Source organism: Granulicatella elegans ATCC 700633, from assembly GCF_000162475.2.
GTDB classification, from domain to species: Bacteria; Bacillota; Bacilli; order Lactobacillales; family Aerococcaceae; genus Granulicatella; species Granulicatella elegans.
Genome location: NZ_KI391971.1, coordinates 1,010,756 through 1,026,087, shown reverse-complemented (window position 1 = coordinate 1,026,087; position 15,332 = coordinate 1,010,756). Strand labels below are relative to the sequence as shown.

General features: G+C 32.8%; 15 protein-coding genes. 13 read left to right on the top strand and 2 right to left on the bottom strand.

Annotated features, from left to right (window positions below):
• Positions 1-28 precede the first annotated feature (28 nt).
• From HMPREF0446_RS04875 to rny, 4 genes are all read left to right on the top strand, one after another.
• Positions 29-436 (top strand): metal-dependent transcriptional regulator, encoded by a 408-nt coding sequence (locus HMPREF0446_RS04875; RefSeq protein WP_006702512.1) that lies wholly within the window; start codon positions 29-31, stop codon positions 434-436.
• Between the two features lie 38 nt (positions 437-474).
• A complete protein-coding gene (locus tag HMPREF0446_RS04870) occupies positions 475-1,791 on the top strand; it encodes a DRTGG domain-containing protein (protein ID WP_006702513.1) in 1,317 nt (438 codons plus the stop codon).
• 8 nt (positions 1,792-1,799) lie between these two features.
• Positions 1,800-2,771, top strand: coding sequence for a DHH family phosphoesterase (locus HMPREF0446_RS04865; protein ID WP_006702514.1), 972 nt, complete (start codon positions 1,800-1,802; stop codon positions 2,769-2,771).
• Positions 2,772-2,892: 121 nt separating this feature from the next.
• Positions 2,893-4,458, top strand: a complete 1,566-nt coding sequence (gene rny, locus HMPREF0446_RS04860; protein WP_006702515.1) for a ribonuclease Y — start codon at positions 2,893-2,895, stop codon at positions 4,456-4,458.
• A gap of 85 nt (positions 4,459-4,543) precedes the next feature.
• Here rny and HMPREF0446_RS04855 read toward each other — a convergent pair whose 3' ends face one another.
• Together HMPREF0446_RS04855 and recU are read right to left on the bottom strand one after the other, a co-directional pair.
• Positions 4,544-7,033, bottom strand: a complete 2,490-nt coding sequence (locus tag HMPREF0446_RS04855) for a transglycosylase domain-containing protein (protein WP_006702516.1) — start codon at positions 7,031-7,033, stop codon at positions 4,544-4,546.
• Positions 7,034-7,043: 10 nt separating this feature from the next.
• Entirely contained in the window at positions 7,044-7,631 is a 588-nt protein-coding gene (gene recU / locus HMPREF0446_RS04850; protein ID WP_407635483.1) for a Holliday junction resolvase RecU, read from the bottom strand.
• A gap of 234 nt (positions 7,632-7,865) precedes the next feature.
• On the opposite strand from recU, the gene tig reads away from it, so the two are divergent.
• From tig to HMPREF0446_RS04805, 9 genes are all read left to right on the top strand, one after another.
• Positions 7,866-9,146, top strand: coding sequence for a trigger factor (tig, locus tag HMPREF0446_RS04845; RefSeq protein ID WP_006702518.1), 1,281 nt, complete (start codon positions 7,866-7,868; stop codon positions 9,144-9,146).
• A gap of 149 nt (positions 9,147-9,295) precedes the next feature.
• Positions 9,296-10,534, top strand: a complete 1,239-nt coding sequence (gene clpX, locus HMPREF0446_RS04840) for an ATP-dependent Clp protease ATP-binding subunit ClpX (protein ID WP_006702519.1) — start codon at positions 9,296-9,298, stop codon at positions 10,532-10,534.
• A gap of 16 nt (positions 10,535-10,550) precedes the next feature.
• On the top strand, positions 10,551-11,825 hold the full coding sequence (locus HMPREF0446_RS04835) for an MFS transporter (RefSeq protein WP_006702520.1): 1,275 nt from the start codon (positions 10,551-10,553) through the stop codon (positions 11,823-11,825).
• A 2-nt stretch (positions 11,826-11,827) separates the two neighbouring features.
• Positions 11,828-12,421: a ribosome biogenesis GTP-binding protein YihA/YsxC gene (gene yihA / locus HMPREF0446_RS04830; protein WP_006702521.1), complete on the top strand. Its 594-nt coding sequence runs from the start codon at positions 11,828-11,830 to the stop codon at positions 12,419-12,421.
• Between the two features lie 5 nt (positions 12,422-12,426).
• Complete coding sequence (locus HMPREF0446_RS04825) at positions 12,427-12,852, top strand: GNAT family N-acetyltransferase (protein ID WP_006702522.1); 426 nt, start codon at positions 12,427-12,429, stop codon at positions 12,850-12,852.
• Between the two features lie 64 nt (positions 12,853-12,916).
• On the top strand, positions 12,917-13,219 hold the full coding sequence (locus tag HMPREF0446_RS04820) for a HesB/YadR/YfhF family protein (RefSeq protein ID WP_006702523.1): 303 nt from the start codon (positions 12,917-12,919) through the stop codon (positions 13,217-13,219).
• Positions 13,220-13,375: 156 nt separating this feature from the next.
• On the top strand, positions 13,376-14,521 hold the full coding sequence (tgt, locus tag HMPREF0446_RS04815) for a tRNA guanosine(34) transglycosylase Tgt (protein WP_006702524.1): 1,146 nt from the start codon (positions 13,376-13,378) through the stop codon (positions 14,519-14,521).
• A 56-nt stretch (positions 14,522-14,577) separates the two neighbouring features.
• Positions 14,578-14,877 carry a preprotein translocase subunit YajC gene (gene yajC / locus HMPREF0446_RS04810; protein WP_006702525.1) on the top strand — a complete coding sequence of 100 codons (300 nt, stop codon included), beginning with the start codon at positions 14,578-14,580 and terminating at the stop codon, positions 14,875-14,877.
• A gap of 15 nt (positions 14,878-14,892) precedes the next feature.
• On the top strand, positions 14,893-15,177 hold the full coding sequence (locus HMPREF0446_RS04805; RefSeq protein ID WP_006702526.1) for a post-transcriptional regulator: 285 nt from the start codon (positions 14,893-14,895) through the stop codon (positions 15,175-15,177).
• Positions 15,178-15,332 lie beyond the last annotated feature (155 nt).

Genomic DNA, 15,332 nt, shown 5'->3' with positions numbered 1-15,332 from the left:
GTTAGTGAGGTTTAAAGGAGGAAACAATATGACCCCTAATAAAGAGGATTATATTAAAGCGATTTATAAATTAGGTGGCAATCATGAAGTAGTTTCTAATAAGTCAATCACTAATATGCTTCAAATATCTGCAGCATCTACAACAGAAATGTTGAATAAGTTAGTGGCAGAAAATTATGTAGATTATGTACGATATAAAGGAGCTAGACTGACAGAAAAAGGGATTTTGTTTGCTGAACGTTTAATTCGTACTCATAAAATATGGGAAGTATTTTTAGTACAATCATTAGGTTTTTCACCTGATGAAGTTCATGCCCAGGCTGAAGTTTTAGAACATGCTTCTTCACCTGAGTTAATTGATCGATTAGTGGATTTTCTGGATGATCCAACTCATTGTCCACATGGAGAAATTATCCCTACGATACATGAATCCTAAACAATGCATGAAATAAATGCTGATTTGGAGGGGAAAATATGTCAACCAAACATCAACGAATTATTGAATATATTGAATCTTTACCAGTTGGCGAAAAGATTTCTGTTCGTACAATTGCTAAAAATATGCAATTAAGTGAAGGAACTGCTTATAGAGCTATAAAGGCTGCAGAAAATCTAGGAGTTGTTTCTACAATAGAACGTGTTGGGACGATTCGAATAGAGCGAAAATCAAAAGATAATTTTGAGAAACTTTCTTTCGGTGAAATTGTTAAAATTATTGAAGGGGAAGTTTATGGTGGCTCTAAAGGTTTAGATAAAATTTTAAACCGCTTTGTTATCGGAGCGATGACAGAAGATGCAATGAGTCGTTATATTCATCCAGAATCATTAGTCATTATTGGAAATCGTAAAGAGGCTCAATTATTAGCTTTAGAACAGGGGGCAGCTGTATTAATTACAGGAGGATTTACTGCTTCTGATGAATTAATTCGAAGAGCGGATGAATTAGCAATACCAGTTATTGGAACAACTTATGATACATTTACAGTTGCATCTCTTATTAACCGTGCAATGACTGATCAATTAATTAAGAAAAAAATCATGATTGTTTCAGATATTTATACCGATTTTTCTCACACTCATTATTTAATGATTGATGATACAGTGGAAGATTATAGAAAATTGAATCAACAAACTGAAAATTCTAGATTCCCTGTTATTAATCATTCTAATCGTCTTGTGGGAGTTGTAACTGCAAAAGATGTCATTGGAAAAAGTGATCATATCGTTATTGAAAGAGTGATGACGAAAAATCCAAGTGTCACTAAATTACATGCTAGTGTAGCCAGTGTTGCTCATTCTATGATATGGAATGGCTTAGAAATGTTACCAGTTGTACAAGATAATATGGAATTGTTAGGGATTATTTCTAGACAAGATGTGATGAAAGCTATGCAATTAGCTCAACGTCAACCACAAGTAGGAAATACATTTGAAGATGATGTTGCTGAAAGTTTAAATGTGTTAGAGATGGATACGCAACAATCCAAATTCCAATTTATGGTCACTCCACAAATGACAAATAATTTAGGAATGTTATCTTTCGGAGTTCTTTGCGAAGTTGTCAGTGTAGCATCAAAAGAATTCATTTCTCGTAGTCAAAGAAGAAATGCCGTTATTGAGCAATTAGATTTACATTATTTAAAAATGATTCCAATTGATAGTGAAATTATTTTACAAATTCAGTCATTAGATAATGGAAGAAAAATAACAAAATTAGATATTTCAGTGTATTTAGAAAATACAATCGTAGCAAAAGCAGTAATGTCTAGTCAGTTAATGGAAAGGAATTAATATAAAAGATGAATAAACAAGAATACTTATTAGCTATTGATAAAGAAATTCAAAAAGCAGACTCAATCGTTATTTTACGACATGAGTTGCCAGATCCAGATGCCATCGGTTCTCAAATTGGATTGAAAAAAATTATTGAAGCAACTTATCCAAATAAAACAGTATATGCTTTAGGAGAAATGAATGATGACTTAGCATATATTGGTACAATGGATACAATTTCTCAAGAAGTTTTTGATGCTTCATTAATTATTGTGAACGATACAGCGAATACGCCTCGTATTGATTCACCATATGAGGTAAATCCATCAGAGGTGATTAAAATCGATCATCATCCTGATAGAGATGTTTATGGAAAGATTTCTTATGTAGACACAACTGCAAGTAGTACAAGTGAAATTTTATGTCAATTTGTATTTAATGAAAACTCCCCTTGGAAAGTAAACGAAGAAGTTGCAAATGCATTATATGCAGGAATTGTAGGGGATACAGGACGTTTCTTATATCCAGCAACAACAACTGTGACTTTTGAAATGGTATCTAAATTATTAGAATTTCCAGTGAAAATTTCAGAAATTGCTTATCATATGATTACAAATCCTGTTTCAGTAAGTCGTTTAGCAGGTTATATTTACCAAAATATGGATATTTCTGAAAATGGAGTAGCAATTACGATTTTAAGCCAAGAACAATTAAAAGAGTTTGGAGTAGAAGAACATCAAACGCATGGGGTCATTTCATTACCTAGTACAGTTGAAGGTGTATATTGCTGGTGTCTATTCGTAGAGCAACCAGATGGTACATATCGTTGTAATTTACGTTCAAAAGGACCAATCGTAAATGAAATTGCAGCGAACCATGGAGGTGGAGGACATCCTCTAGCGTCTGGTGCTGTTGTGAAATCTTTAGAAGAAGTTCATCAAATGTCTGAAGAACTAAATGAATCTTCTAAAAAATTTCTTGCTTCATTGAATAAATAAAGACTTATAGTTGACTTTAGTTGGATAGAATAATACAATGGTTATTGAGTTGGATTATTCTATCCAACGATTGTTTATGCAATTAATTTTGAAAAATTAAAAATGAGACGGAGGTGACTCAATGAACTCAGCACTATTAACTGGAGGCCTCGCGATCTTAACTTTAGTAATCGGAATTGTTGCTGGATATTTTGTTTTCAAATCCAATTATGAGAAAAAAGTTGTAGCTGCTCGTGAATCGGCTGAAATGATTTTAGAAGATGCAAAAAAAGATGCTGACCGATTAAAAAAGGAAGTATTATTAGAAGCTAAAGAAGAAAATCATAAATATCGTACTGAAGTTGAAAATGAGTTAAAAGAAAGAAGAAATGAAGTTTTACTTCAAGAAAAAAGGATGATTCAAAGAGAACAAAATCTTGATCGTAAAGATGAAGTTCTTGAAAAACGTGAACAATCTATTGAAGATAAAGAGAATAAACTTCAAGAGAGAGCACAAGTCATGACGGAAAAAGAAGAACAAATTGACTCTGTGTTATCTGAACAAAAAGCTGAATTGGAACGAATTTCAACCATTAGTAGAGAAGAAGCTCAACAAATTATTATGCAAGAAACACGTGAGGAATTAAGTCACGAACGTGCAGTAATGGTAAAAGAATCTGAACAACGTGCTAAAGACGAGTCAGATAGAGCTGCTAAAAGTATTATTTTACAAGCAATTCAACGCTCAGCAGCTGACTTAGTTGCTGAAAATACTGTGACAGTTATGACATTACCAAATGATGAGATGAAAGGTCGAATTATCGGACGTGAAGGAAGAAATATTCGTACTTTAGAATCATTAACAGGTATTGATTTAATTATTGATGAAACACCTGAAGCTGTAGTACTTAGTGGATTTGATCCAATTCGTAGAGAAATTGCTAAAATGACCTTAGAAAAATTAATTGCAGATGGACGTATTCACCCTGCAAGAATTGAAGAAATGGTTGAAAAATCTCGTAAGGAAATGGATGAAAGAATTCGTTCAATTGGGGAACAAGCAACGTTTGAAGTTGGCATTCATTCATTACATCCAGATTTAATTAAAATTTTAGGTCGTTTATATTTCCGTACAAGTTATGGACAAAATGTTTTAAATCATAGTATTGAAGTTGCCAAACTGGCAGGAATTATGGCTGGTGAGCTAGGTGAAGATGTAAATCTAGCGAAAAGAGCAGGTTTATTACATGATTTAGGAAAAGCATTAGATCATGAAATTGAAGGTTCCCACGTAGAAATAGGTGCGGAAATTGCTCAAAAATATAAAGAAAACAAAATTGTGGTTAATGCAATTGCATCTCACCATGGAGATGTAGAAGCAACCTCGACAATTGCGATATTAGTAGCTGCAGCAGATGCTTTATCAGCTGCAAGACCAGGAGCACGTAGTGAATCCTTGGAAAACTACATTCGTCGTTTAGAACGATTAGAAGCTATTGCTAATGAACACGAAGGTGTGGAACGTAGCTTTGCCATTCAAGCGGGTCGTGAAATCCGTGTTATGGTTCATCCAGAGAAAATTGATGATGCAAGTTCAATTTTATTAGCACGTGAAATTCGTAAACAAATTGAAGAAGAATTACAATATCCAGGACATATTAAGGTTACAGTTATTCGTGAAACAAGAGCTGTAGAATATGCTAAATAATGAAAAACACGCTAGATATCTAGCGTGTTTTTTTATACATAAAAGCAAAAATAAACCCCTTCTCTATTAGAGAAGGGGTAGGAGTTTAGTTATTTTGACCAGCGGATTGAGTTGTTGTTTCATTTCTTGTCGGTAACTGTGTAGTTTGTCCATTTTGTTGTGGCGGTTGTTGTTGCTGAGGATTTTGTTGAATAGTTGTAGTACTTGTTTCTTGTTTTTCCTCGGCTTTAGTACCTAATTTTAATTCATGAGTTACTGGATCTGATGTTTTACCTTTAATAGAGACAGATAAACTAATTTGAACAGATTCACCTGTAATATTTTTAAAGGTTGCACTTGTCTTGTCAACTGTTTGTGTTTGACCACCAACACTGATGGTATAACTTGGTTTATCTCCATCAGATTTTACTGCATTCCAAGTTACAGTAACTTCTTTTTTAGTAGCATCATAACTTACGTTTAATCCTGAAGGCGGAGCAATTTTTTCTTCAACATATTGTTCAGTAGGTAAAGCTCCTTTTACAAATAATTCTGTACTTACTCTATCAGAAGGAGTATTTGGTCCAGCTAATGCTAATGGGTTTGAACCAACAATAATTGGTGAAGATACAACACTAGAAGGTTGTTCCCAATCTTTAACAGGAGTTTGCTTCATGGCATAATTCATTAAGTGACCATAAATCCATTTAGAATAAGCTTGTTCTGTTAATGTTAAGCCACTTCCTGCTGTATAAGGATTGTCATAGCCAGTCCATATTGAAATTGTGTAGGCAGGGGAGTACCCAATGAACCATGAATCAGGAATGATATTATCTGTTTCACTTGCTCCCATTGCACGTTTTTGTTCAGGTGTATAGTTGGATGAACCTGTTTTAGCAGCATGAGGAAGATTTCCCATTTTTAAATCATTTGCAAATCCATAAGTGAAAGTATCTTTTAGCATATTTGTAATCATATATGCTGTAGAGTCTTTCATTGCTTGATGTTGTTCAGGTTTAAACTGTAAAACTTGACCATCTCGTGTTGTGATTTTTGTAACGGTATAAGGTTTCGAATAAGTACCATAGTTAGCGAAAGCAGTGTAAGCTGCTGCCATTTTCAATGGTGATAAGTTTGCGCCAATTGCATTACTTTCTACTAATGATTCTTTTCCGTCATTCATAACTGATAAATCTAATTTTTTAAGGAAAGCTTGAACATTATCGTTACCTACTGCTTTAAATGTTTGGTAGGCAGGAGTATTACGAGACAATACTAAAGCTCTACGCATTGTCATTGTTCCCATATATTGATTATCCCAGTTGTTTAATTCAAAACCGCTAGAATATTTTGTCGGTTTATCAACCATTGTTTGACCAGTCGAATAATTTAAATATTCAATAGCAGGGCCGTAATCCATAATTGGTTTAATGCTTGAACCCGTACTTCTGTCATTTTGAATGGCACGATTATATGCTAATAAATTAGTTTGTTTACGTCCACCATTAATAGCTCTTACCGCACCAGTAGTAGAGTCTAACATAACAACAGCATTTTGAACTTTATCATCTACATATTGAACATATCTATTAGTGTTTAAAATTTCATATAAACGATTTTGAGCATGAGAATTTACAGTTGTTTCAATCGTTAATCCATCTGAATAAACATCTAAGCCAGTTTTTTCTTTTACTTCATCGGCTACCATTGTTAAAAATGAGTCAAAGATTAAACGATTATCATCTGTTGATACTTGCTCATGTTCGGCAATTAGGCCTTCAGTTATCGGAGTTGCTTTTGCTTCTTGTAATTGAGCGTCTGTTAATTTGCCATTATCTTTCATAGATTGTAATACAATATCACGACGTTCTTGAGCTTGTTCTGGATGAGCATATGGATCATATGAACTTGGAGCTTGTGGCATTCCAGCGAGTAGTGCTAATTGCGGAATCGTTAATTCTTTCAATTCTTTTCCAAAGTAGTAATTAGCAGCAGTACCAAATCCATAAGTATTATTAGCCATATAAACTTTGTTTAAATAGTATGTTAAAATTTGTTCTTTTGAAAATTCTCGTTCAATTTGTAAAGCTAATAATATTTCTTGAATTTTACGTTTGTAAGTTTGGTCTTCTTTTTTAGTAGAGAAAACAGATAGTTTAATCAATTGTTGAGTAATTGTACTACCACCCTGAGTAATATGTCCTGCACGCAAGTTACGAACAAATGAACCAACAATACGAATTGGATCAATTCCTAAGTGGGAATAGTAACGCTTATCTTCAATTGAAGTAATGGCATCTTTTAATCCTTGTGGAACTTCTTCTGGTTCAATTAAATCTCGATTTTCTCCACCGAGTTTTGTAATCAACTCTTGATTCATATCAAGAATTTGAGTTTCAGTTGCTCCTTGTAAGTCTGCAGCCGTAATCTCAGGTGCAGTAAAACCATAGTAGAAGAATAATCCCGTTAAAATAGTAAATCCAATTACAAAAATTGAAAATAAAGTAATGAGGATTCTCTTTAAAATAGATTTCTTCTTTCCTTTTGTAGTCTTTTTATTTGTTTGACTACGTCTTGTTTGGCGTGTTTCTGGCATAGAAAACCTCCTAAATTTTATCAATCAATTGATCAACAATGGGAATGTAGTCTAAAATGGATTGTACGGTTAGAGGAATTTGCATTCCGTTTTCACGTATATAAGTTAATGGAATAGATTTTTTTCCATCTTTGTTTTCTCTTATATATGAAATTAGATACTGACTTTCAAGTAAATAATACTCATTTAAACTAGAAAAATAAAAGATAACAAAAACAACTCCACCTTGATAGATACAATCTTCCATATGTTGTAATTGATGTTCATGAATATTTATAAATGGAAACGAAGTTTTATTTTTCGTTTCTTTAGCTTCGAAATCAATATAGCACCCACGATAAACACCGTTATAATCAGTAGTAGAAGCGTGACGATAATAAGCTTCTTTAATAACAGCAGCACTTCGCTTAGGATAATCCACTTTAACGACTTGTACTGGAGTGGGCTTTTTATGAATAACAGCTATTTTTCTTAATCGATAATAATCGTTTGTTTGATTCAATAAAGTTTCTAAGAACATTCCACGACTACCATATGAAACAGTAGAAGTTTGAGGAGAGGAGACTCTCTGCTGTCCCTTTGGGTATTGAATCATAATATCACCCCTAATCTTTACCTATTATACCATTGATTTTAGTGTAAAAGCTAAAATTATTGTTAAGATTCGCAACAACTAGATTACAATTTGATTTCTAAATGAAAATTTTAAAGAATAATTCAAAAAAATTATCAGAAATATTTTACAATTTTACAAAGGTGTTGTAAAATAAATGAGTATGTAAAACGCTCATCAATTAAATTTGATGAAGTAAGAATTTTTTGGAGGAAAGCTATGACAGCAAAATTTGAAAAAATCAACACAAATGAAGTTGTGTTAACATTTGAAATTTCAGAAGAATCAATTAAACAAGGTTTAGAAGTTGCTTTTAACCGTGTGAAAAAGAACTTAAACGTTCCTGGTTTCCGTAAAGGTAAAGTAAGTCGTCAAGTCTTCAACAAAATGTATGGTGAAGAAGCATTATATCAAGATGCATTAAACTTCTTATTACCTGATGCATATGACAATGCAGTAGAAGAAACTGGTATTTTCCCAGTAACTCAACCAAAAATTGATATCGAATCATTGGAAAAAGGTCAACCATGGGTGATCAAAGCAACTGTAATTGTTAAACCTGAAGTTAAATTAGGTGAATACAAAGGATTAACTGTTGAAAAACAAGATCGTACAGTTTCTGAACAAGATGTAGAAGATCGTTTATTACAAGAACAAGCTAAAGCAGCTGAGTTAGTTGTTAAAGAAGGTGCTGCTGAATTAGCAGATACAGTTGTAATCGACTTTGAAGGTTTCTTAGGTGAAGAAGCGTTCGAAGGTGGAAAAGGTGAAAACTACTCATTAGAATTAGGTTCAGGTTCATTCATTCCTGGATTTGAAGATCAATTAGTAGGCGCTAAAGAAGGCGACAACGTTGAAGTTAAAGTTACATTCCCTGAAGAATACCATGCTGAAAACTTAAAAGGTCAAGATGCGGTATTCAAAGTAACAGTTCATGAAGTTAAAACAAAAGAATTACCAGAATTAACAGATGAATTTGCTAAAGATGTTGATGATTCAGTTGAAACATTAGCAGAATTAAAAGAAAAATTCCGTAAAGAATTAGAAGAAGCTAAAGCTGAAGCAGCTGATGAAGCTGTAGCTGACTTAGCATTACGTCAAGCAGTTGAAAATGCTGAAATCGTAGAATTACCAGCAGAAATGGTTCACGAAGAAGTACACCGTCAAATGCAACACTATTTAAACGACATGCGTCGTAACGGTATTACACCAGAAATGTACTACCAAATTACAGGTACAACAGAAGCAGACTTACACAAAATGATGGAAAAAGATGCTGATGTACGTACTAAAACTAACTTAGTATTAGAACAAATTGTTAAAGATGAAAACATTGAAGTTACTGATGCTGATGTTGACGCAGAAGTGAAAGATTTAGCTGCTCAATATGGTATGGAAGAAGGAGCTGTTCGTGCAGCTGTTTCAGTTGAAATGTTGAAAAACGATATTTCAATGAAAAAAGCATTAGCTTTAATTACTGATTCTGCAGTAGAAGCTTAATTTGTAAACTATTTAAGAACAATCTTGGAAACAAGATTGTTCTTTTTTATAGGAAAAAGTTTATTACACAATGGACTTTCCTTGTTCAAATAAGTCAGATATGCTAATCTACTATATATAGTGTCAAAAATGAAATGGAGGGTTCTTAGTTGTATAAAGATGAACCAAAACATGTCTGTTGTTCATTTTGTGGGAAGTCACAAGATCAAGTGAAAAAAATCATCGCTGGACCAGATGTGTTTATTTGTAATGAATGTGTAGATTTATGTAAGGAAATTATTGATGAAGAATTATTAACACAGTTTTTTGAAGGAGAAATTACAGTTCCAAAACCACAAGAAATTCGTGAAATTTTAAATGATTATGTAATTGGTCAAGAAAATGCTAAAAAAGCACTAGCAGTTGCTGTTTATAATCACTATAAACGAATTAATCATTTAGTAGAAGATGATGGAGTGGAATTACAAAAAAGTAATATTTGTTTAATTGGACCAACCGGTTCAGGGAAAACTTACTTAGCTCAATCATTAGCACGCCTATTAAATGTACCATTTGCAATTGCGGATGCGACAACATTAACTGAAGCAGGATATGTTGGGGAAGATGTGGAAAATATTTTACTTAAACTTCTTCAAGCAACAGATTATGATGTTGAACGTGCACAAAAAGGAATCATTTATATTGATGAAATTGATAAAATCGCACGTAAAAGTGAAAATGTATCGATTACTCGTGATGTAAGTGGTGAAGGTGTTCAACAAGCTTTATTAAAAATTTTAGAAGGAACGATTGCATCTGTTCCTCCTCAAGGTGGACGTAAACATCCACAACAAGAATTGATTCAAATCGATACTACAGATATTTTGTTTATCGTAGGTGGAGCATTTGATGGCATTGAAACAATTGTTAAAGAGAGACTAGGAGCGAAAGTCATTGGATTTGGTTCTTCAAATAAAAACTTTAGCGAGCATGAAAGTTTGATGCAAATGATTATTCCAGAAGATTTACAAAAATTTGGATTAATTCCAGAATTTATTGGACGATTACCAATTATTGCAGCATTAGAAAAATTAGAACAAAAAGATTTAGTATCTATTTTAACAGAACCTAAAAATGCATTAGTGAAACAATATCAAAAACTTTTCTTAATGGATGAAGTTGAATTAGAATTTTCTCAGGAAGCATTAGATGCTATTGCAGCTAAAGCGATTGAACGTAAAACTGGTGCACGTGGATTACGTTCGATTATTGAATCTGTTATGATGGATTTAATGTTTGAAATTCCAAGTAGAGACGAAGTTTCTAAAGTAATTGTGACAAAAGAGGTTGTAGAAAATGAAGGACAACCAGAATTGTACAATAAAAAAGGTAAATTATTGAAAGCTTAATTTTAGGGGGAATTTTATGTCTGCAATTCGTAAGTTTTTTGCAAGTCGTTATACAAAAGAAGAATTTTCATGGATTTTACAAGATTGGGCTAATTCAGTGTATTCACTAATGATTACAACAGCTATTTTTCCAATTTTCTTTAAAACAGTTACAACTAATGCGGGGGTAACTGCCGCAAATTCGACAGCATATTTAGGATATGCAAACTCGATTGCTACTTTTGTTGTTTCAGTTATGGCTCCTGTTTTAGGTGCCTTAGCGGATTATAGAGGCTATCGTAACCCAATGTTTACAGTTTCTACTATGGTAGGTGTATTTTCTGTATTAGGGATGATGTTTGCTGGAAGCGATCAATGGATGTACTTACTAATCTTATATACGATTTCTGCCATTGGATTTTCTGCATCGAATATTTTTTATGATAGTTCGATTATGGATGTAACAACGTATGATCGTATGGACCGTATTTCAGCAGCAGGTTATGGTTACGGGTACATTGGAAGTGTTATTCCATTTGTTTTGTTTATGATGATTATGCAATTTTCATCATTAGCTGGAGATATTATAGTTAAAATTGGATTTTTAATTACTGCTGTATGGTGGTTTGTATTTACGATTCCATTTTGGAAACATGTTAAACAGAAAAACTTTATTGAACATGACAAACATCCTGTATATGATAGTTTTGCTCGCCTATTTGAAACGATTAAACATATTCGTGAACATAAGCAAGTATTCTTATTCTTAATTGCTTATTTCTTCTATATTGATGGAATTGGGACAATTATTAAAATGGCGACAGCTGTTGGTAGTGATGTGGGACTAGATGGAAATAGTTTAATTGTTATTCTTCTAATCGTACAAATTGTTGCTTTCCCATTTAGTATTATTTATGGATATCTTGCTAAAAAAATTGGTTCTAAGAATACGGTGTTTTTAGGAATTGCTACTTATATTATTATTTGTATCTTAGCAACTGGATTAAAAACTTATACAGATTTCTTATTATTAGCGATTTGTATTGGTACAGCTCAAGGTGGGGTACAATCCATTAGTCGTTCTATTTTTGGGCAAATTATTCCGGCAAATCGTGCGAATGAATTTTTTGGATTTTATAATATTTTTGGAAAATTCTCATCCATTTTAGGAACAACATTATTAGGGATTACAGCACAAATGACGGGTAACTCGCTAGATGGAGTCTTTTCTTTAATTGTTCTATTCTTAATTGGAGGAGGATTACTATTCTTTGTTAAAATTAATCCTCAAACAACAGAGGAAGGAGCATAAAGATGAAAGTGACAAATGCTGAATTTACGATTAGTGCAGTTGGTCCCAATCAATATCCAACGGATCAAAAAGTTGAAATTGCTTTATCTGGTCGTTCAAATGTTGGGAAATCTTCTTTTATTAATCGTTTAATTCAACGAAAAAGTTTAGCTAGAACCTCTAGTAAACCAGGGAAAACTCAGACATTAAACTTTTATCATATTAATGATTTGTTTTACTTTGTCGATGTTCCTGGTTATGGATACGCAAAAGTCTCAAAAAAAGAACGCGAAAAATGGGGGAAAATGATTGAAGAGTACATTACAACTCGTGAAAATCTTGAGCTAGTTTTAATACTTGTTGATTTCCGTCATGAACCAAGTACGGAAGATGTTCAAATGCGTGAGTTTTTGGAGTATTATGAAATCCCTTATCGAATTATTATGACGAAGTGTGACAAAATCCCTCGTGGTAAATGGAATAAACATGTGAGTCAAATTCGAAAAGCTTTTGGTAAACCACCGGAAGAATTATTTTTGACTTTCTCTTCTGAAACAGGAGAAGGAGTAGAAAAGGCTTGGGAATGGATTGAATCTATTGTATTAGAGGAGGAGTAATTGGGATGATTGGGTATAAGAAAAAAGATGCAGTTTCTTTTGAAGAAATATTTCCATTATATGAAGCAGTAGGATGGACGAATTATACGACAAATCCTACGATGTTAAAAAATGCATTAGAACATAGTTTGTTTCTAATTTCAGCAAGAGATGAAAATGGGAAGTTAATTGGATTTTTAAGAGCAGTAGGAGATGGTTATTCTATTCTCTATATTCAAGATATTATTGTACTTCCTGAGTATCAAAGACAGGGAATTGGAACACAATTGCTTCGTCAAACACTGAAGTATTTTAATGAAGTTTATCAAATTATTTTAACAACGGATAGTGAATTAAAAACAATCGCATTTTATGAAGCCAATGGATTTACAGCTTTATCTAAATATGGATGTACATCTTTTATGGCTAATCCGATTTTACAAGCAAAGTAAAAGCAAGATTTTTAAAACTGTGGTAAACTTGAAGTAAGAAAAGATGAGTCAAAGGATGGAGCATATGAAATTAACAATTGATGAAAAATCACAAGCATGGTTTGAAGAAGAAATGGGAGTTTCTAAAGAACGTGGTGTTCGTTTTTTAGGAAAAGTTTATGGATGTAGTCCGATTCATGAAGGCTTTTCTTTAGCCGTAGAAGTTGATACACCAAATAATCCATTTGTTAGTGTGGAAAAAAATGGGATTATTTATTTTGTTGAAACAGGTGATGAATGGTTTTTCCAAGGACACGATTTAGATGTCGTGTTTGATGAAAAACTAAAAGAACCATCCTATAGTTATCGTGCGATTCAAACTGCATAATCTATTAATAGAGAAATTCAACTTCAAAAGTTAGAAATAGAATCTAACTTTTGAAGTTTTTTTGTTTATTTACTTAAAATCTTATAAAATATTGGACAAATAGAACATAGTGAGATACAGTTATATAGTTGAATGTATAAAGGAAGGAATGTAGAAATGACACAATCAGCTGTAACTTATCGCTTAATTAAAACAGAAAAACATACAGGTGCTCGTCTTGGAGAAATTATTACACCACATGGAACTTTTCCAACTCCAATGTTTATGCCTGTAGGAACACTTGCAACTGTAAAATCAATGTCTCCAGAAGAATTAGATGAAATGGGAGCAAATATTATTTTAAGTAACACTTATCACTTATGGTTACGTCCAGGTGCGGATATTGTAGATGAAGCAGGAAAATTACATAATTTTATGAATTGGAAAAAAGGAATCTTAACAGATTCAGGAGGTTTCCAAGTATTCTCTTTAAGTGATATGAGAAGAATTGAAGAAGAGGGCGTACATTTTAGAAATCATTTAAATGGATCAAAATTATTTTTATCTCCAGAGATTTCAATTGACGTTCAAAATAAATTAGGGGCAGATATTATTATGAGTTTTGACGAGTGTCCAGATTTCCATCATACTCATGATTATGTGAAAAACTCTATTGCTCGTACAACAAGATGGGCAGAACGTGGATTAAAAGCTCATAAATCTCCAGAAACTCAAGCCTTATTTGGAATTTTACAAGGGGCAGGATACAAAGATTTACGAATGGATCATGCTAAAGATATGATTTCTCTTGATTTCCCAGGGTATTCTATTGGTGGATTATCTGTAGGGGAAACAAAACAAGAAATGAATGAAGTACTAGACTATGTAACGCCACTGATTCCGTCTCATAAACCACGTTACTTAATGGGAGTAGGTTCTCCTGACTCATTAATTGACGGAGTGATCCGTGGAGTCGATATGTTTGACTGTGTACTTCCAACACGTATTGCAAGAAATGGGACTTGTATGACAAGTGCAGGTCGTCTTGTTGTTAAAAATGCGAAATATGAACGTGATTTCCGTCCAATTGATGAAAAATGTAATTGCTACACATGTCGTAATTATTCTCGTGCGTATATTCGTCATTTATTTAAAGCAGATGAAACGTTTGGCTTACGTTTAACAAGTTATCATAATTTATACTTCTTATTAAACTTAATGAAACAAGTACGTCAAGCTATTATGGATGATAATTTACTAGAATTTAGAGAAGCATTTTTCGAAGAATATGGATTTAATAAAGAAAATGCTCGTAATTTCTAGTATTCTTAGGAAAAATTTGATACAGTAGTAATACATTAAATGAAGGAGTGTTGTAAATGAGTCAATTAGCATTAATGTTACTTTATATTGTTGCACTAGGAGGAGCTTGGTGGTTCTTTGGTCGTAAAAATCGTGAGCGTACTAAAAAATTACAAGAGCAAATGAATGCTTTGAAAGCTGGGGATCATGTTGTTACCATTGGGGGCTTACATGGAGTAGTCCATTATATTGATACAGTAGATCAAACAGTTGAAATTGACTGTGATGGTGTTTATTTAACATTTGAACGTCGTGCGATTCATCATGTTGTTCCAACAGCTGGAGAAAATAATGTTCCTGTTGTTGATGGAGAATAGTAAAAACTCTTAGTCATGATGGATAAACAAGAAGAATTTTTAGAACAATTTCGTCCTTGGTTAGGATATAAAACGATTGAGTTTATTACACAAGGATATGAATCAATTTCCAGTTATGATATTGCAAGTTATTTTGTGACGTATCGATGGAAGAAGAGTAAACCTGATAATTTATTTGAACAAATTTATCAGTTGAACCAATTAACGATTAATGATTATTTTGATTATGAATCGATTATGGCTCAAACTTCAACGGAAATGACATTAGATTCCATTGATTTGAGTGCTTTGTTAGATTAATATTTTATGAAAATTTCTTGAAATTGACTTTTTTAAGTAGTAAAGGACGTCAGCAGCTTCGCTATGCGAATCTCATGGCTAAACTACTACTAGAAAAAGTCAATTTTTTTTTGTTGAAATATGAAGGTTCATGTATAATAGATTCAGTAAGAAAG

Coding starts and splice junctions, on each gene's coding strand:
- tig (WP_006702518.1), top strand. CDS start 7,866: ATGACAGCAAAATTTGAAAAAATCAACACAAATGAAGTTGTGTTAACA.
- HMPREF0446_RS04825 (WP_006702522.1), top strand. CDS start 12,427: ATGATTGGGTATAAGAAAAAAGATGCAGTTTCTTTTGAAGAAATATTT.
- tgt (WP_006702524.1), top strand. CDS start 13,376: ATGACACAATCAGCTGTAACTTATCGCTTAATTAAAACAGAAAAACAT.
- HMPREF0446_RS04820 (WP_006702523.1), top strand. CDS start 12,917: ATGAAATTAACAATTGATGAAAAATCACAAGCATGGTTTGAAGAAGAA.
- HMPREF0446_RS04855 (WP_006702516.1), bottom strand. CDS start 7,033: ATGCCAGAAACACGCCAAACAAGACGTAGTCAAACAAATAAAAAGACT.
- yihA (WP_006702521.1), top strand. CDS start 11,828: ATGAAAGTGACAAATGCTGAATTTACGATTAGTGCAGTTGGTCCCAAT.
- yajC (WP_006702525.1), top strand. CDS start 14,578: ATGAGTCAATTAGCATTAATGTTACTTTATATTGTTGCACTAGGAGGA.
- HMPREF0446_RS04805 (WP_006702526.1), top strand. CDS start 14,893: ATGATGGATAAACAAGAAGAATTTTTAGAACAATTTCGTCCTTGGTTA.
- HMPREF0446_RS04865 (WP_006702514.1), top strand. CDS start 1,800: ATGAATAAACAAGAATACTTATTAGCTATTGATAAAGAAATTCAAAAA.
- rny (WP_006702515.1), top strand. CDS start 2,893: ATGAACTCAGCACTATTAACTGGAGGCCTCGCGATCTTAACTTTAGTA.
- HMPREF0446_RS04870 (WP_006702513.1), top strand. CDS start 475: ATGTCAACCAAACATCAACGAATTATTGAATATATTGAATCTTTACCA.
- HMPREF0446_RS04835 (WP_006702520.1), top strand. CDS start 10,551: ATGTCTGCAATTCGTAAGTTTTTTGCAAGTCGTTATACAAAAGAAGAA.
- HMPREF0446_RS04875 (WP_006702512.1), top strand. CDS start 29: ATGACCCCTAATAAAGAGGATTATATTAAAGCGATTTATAAATTAGGT.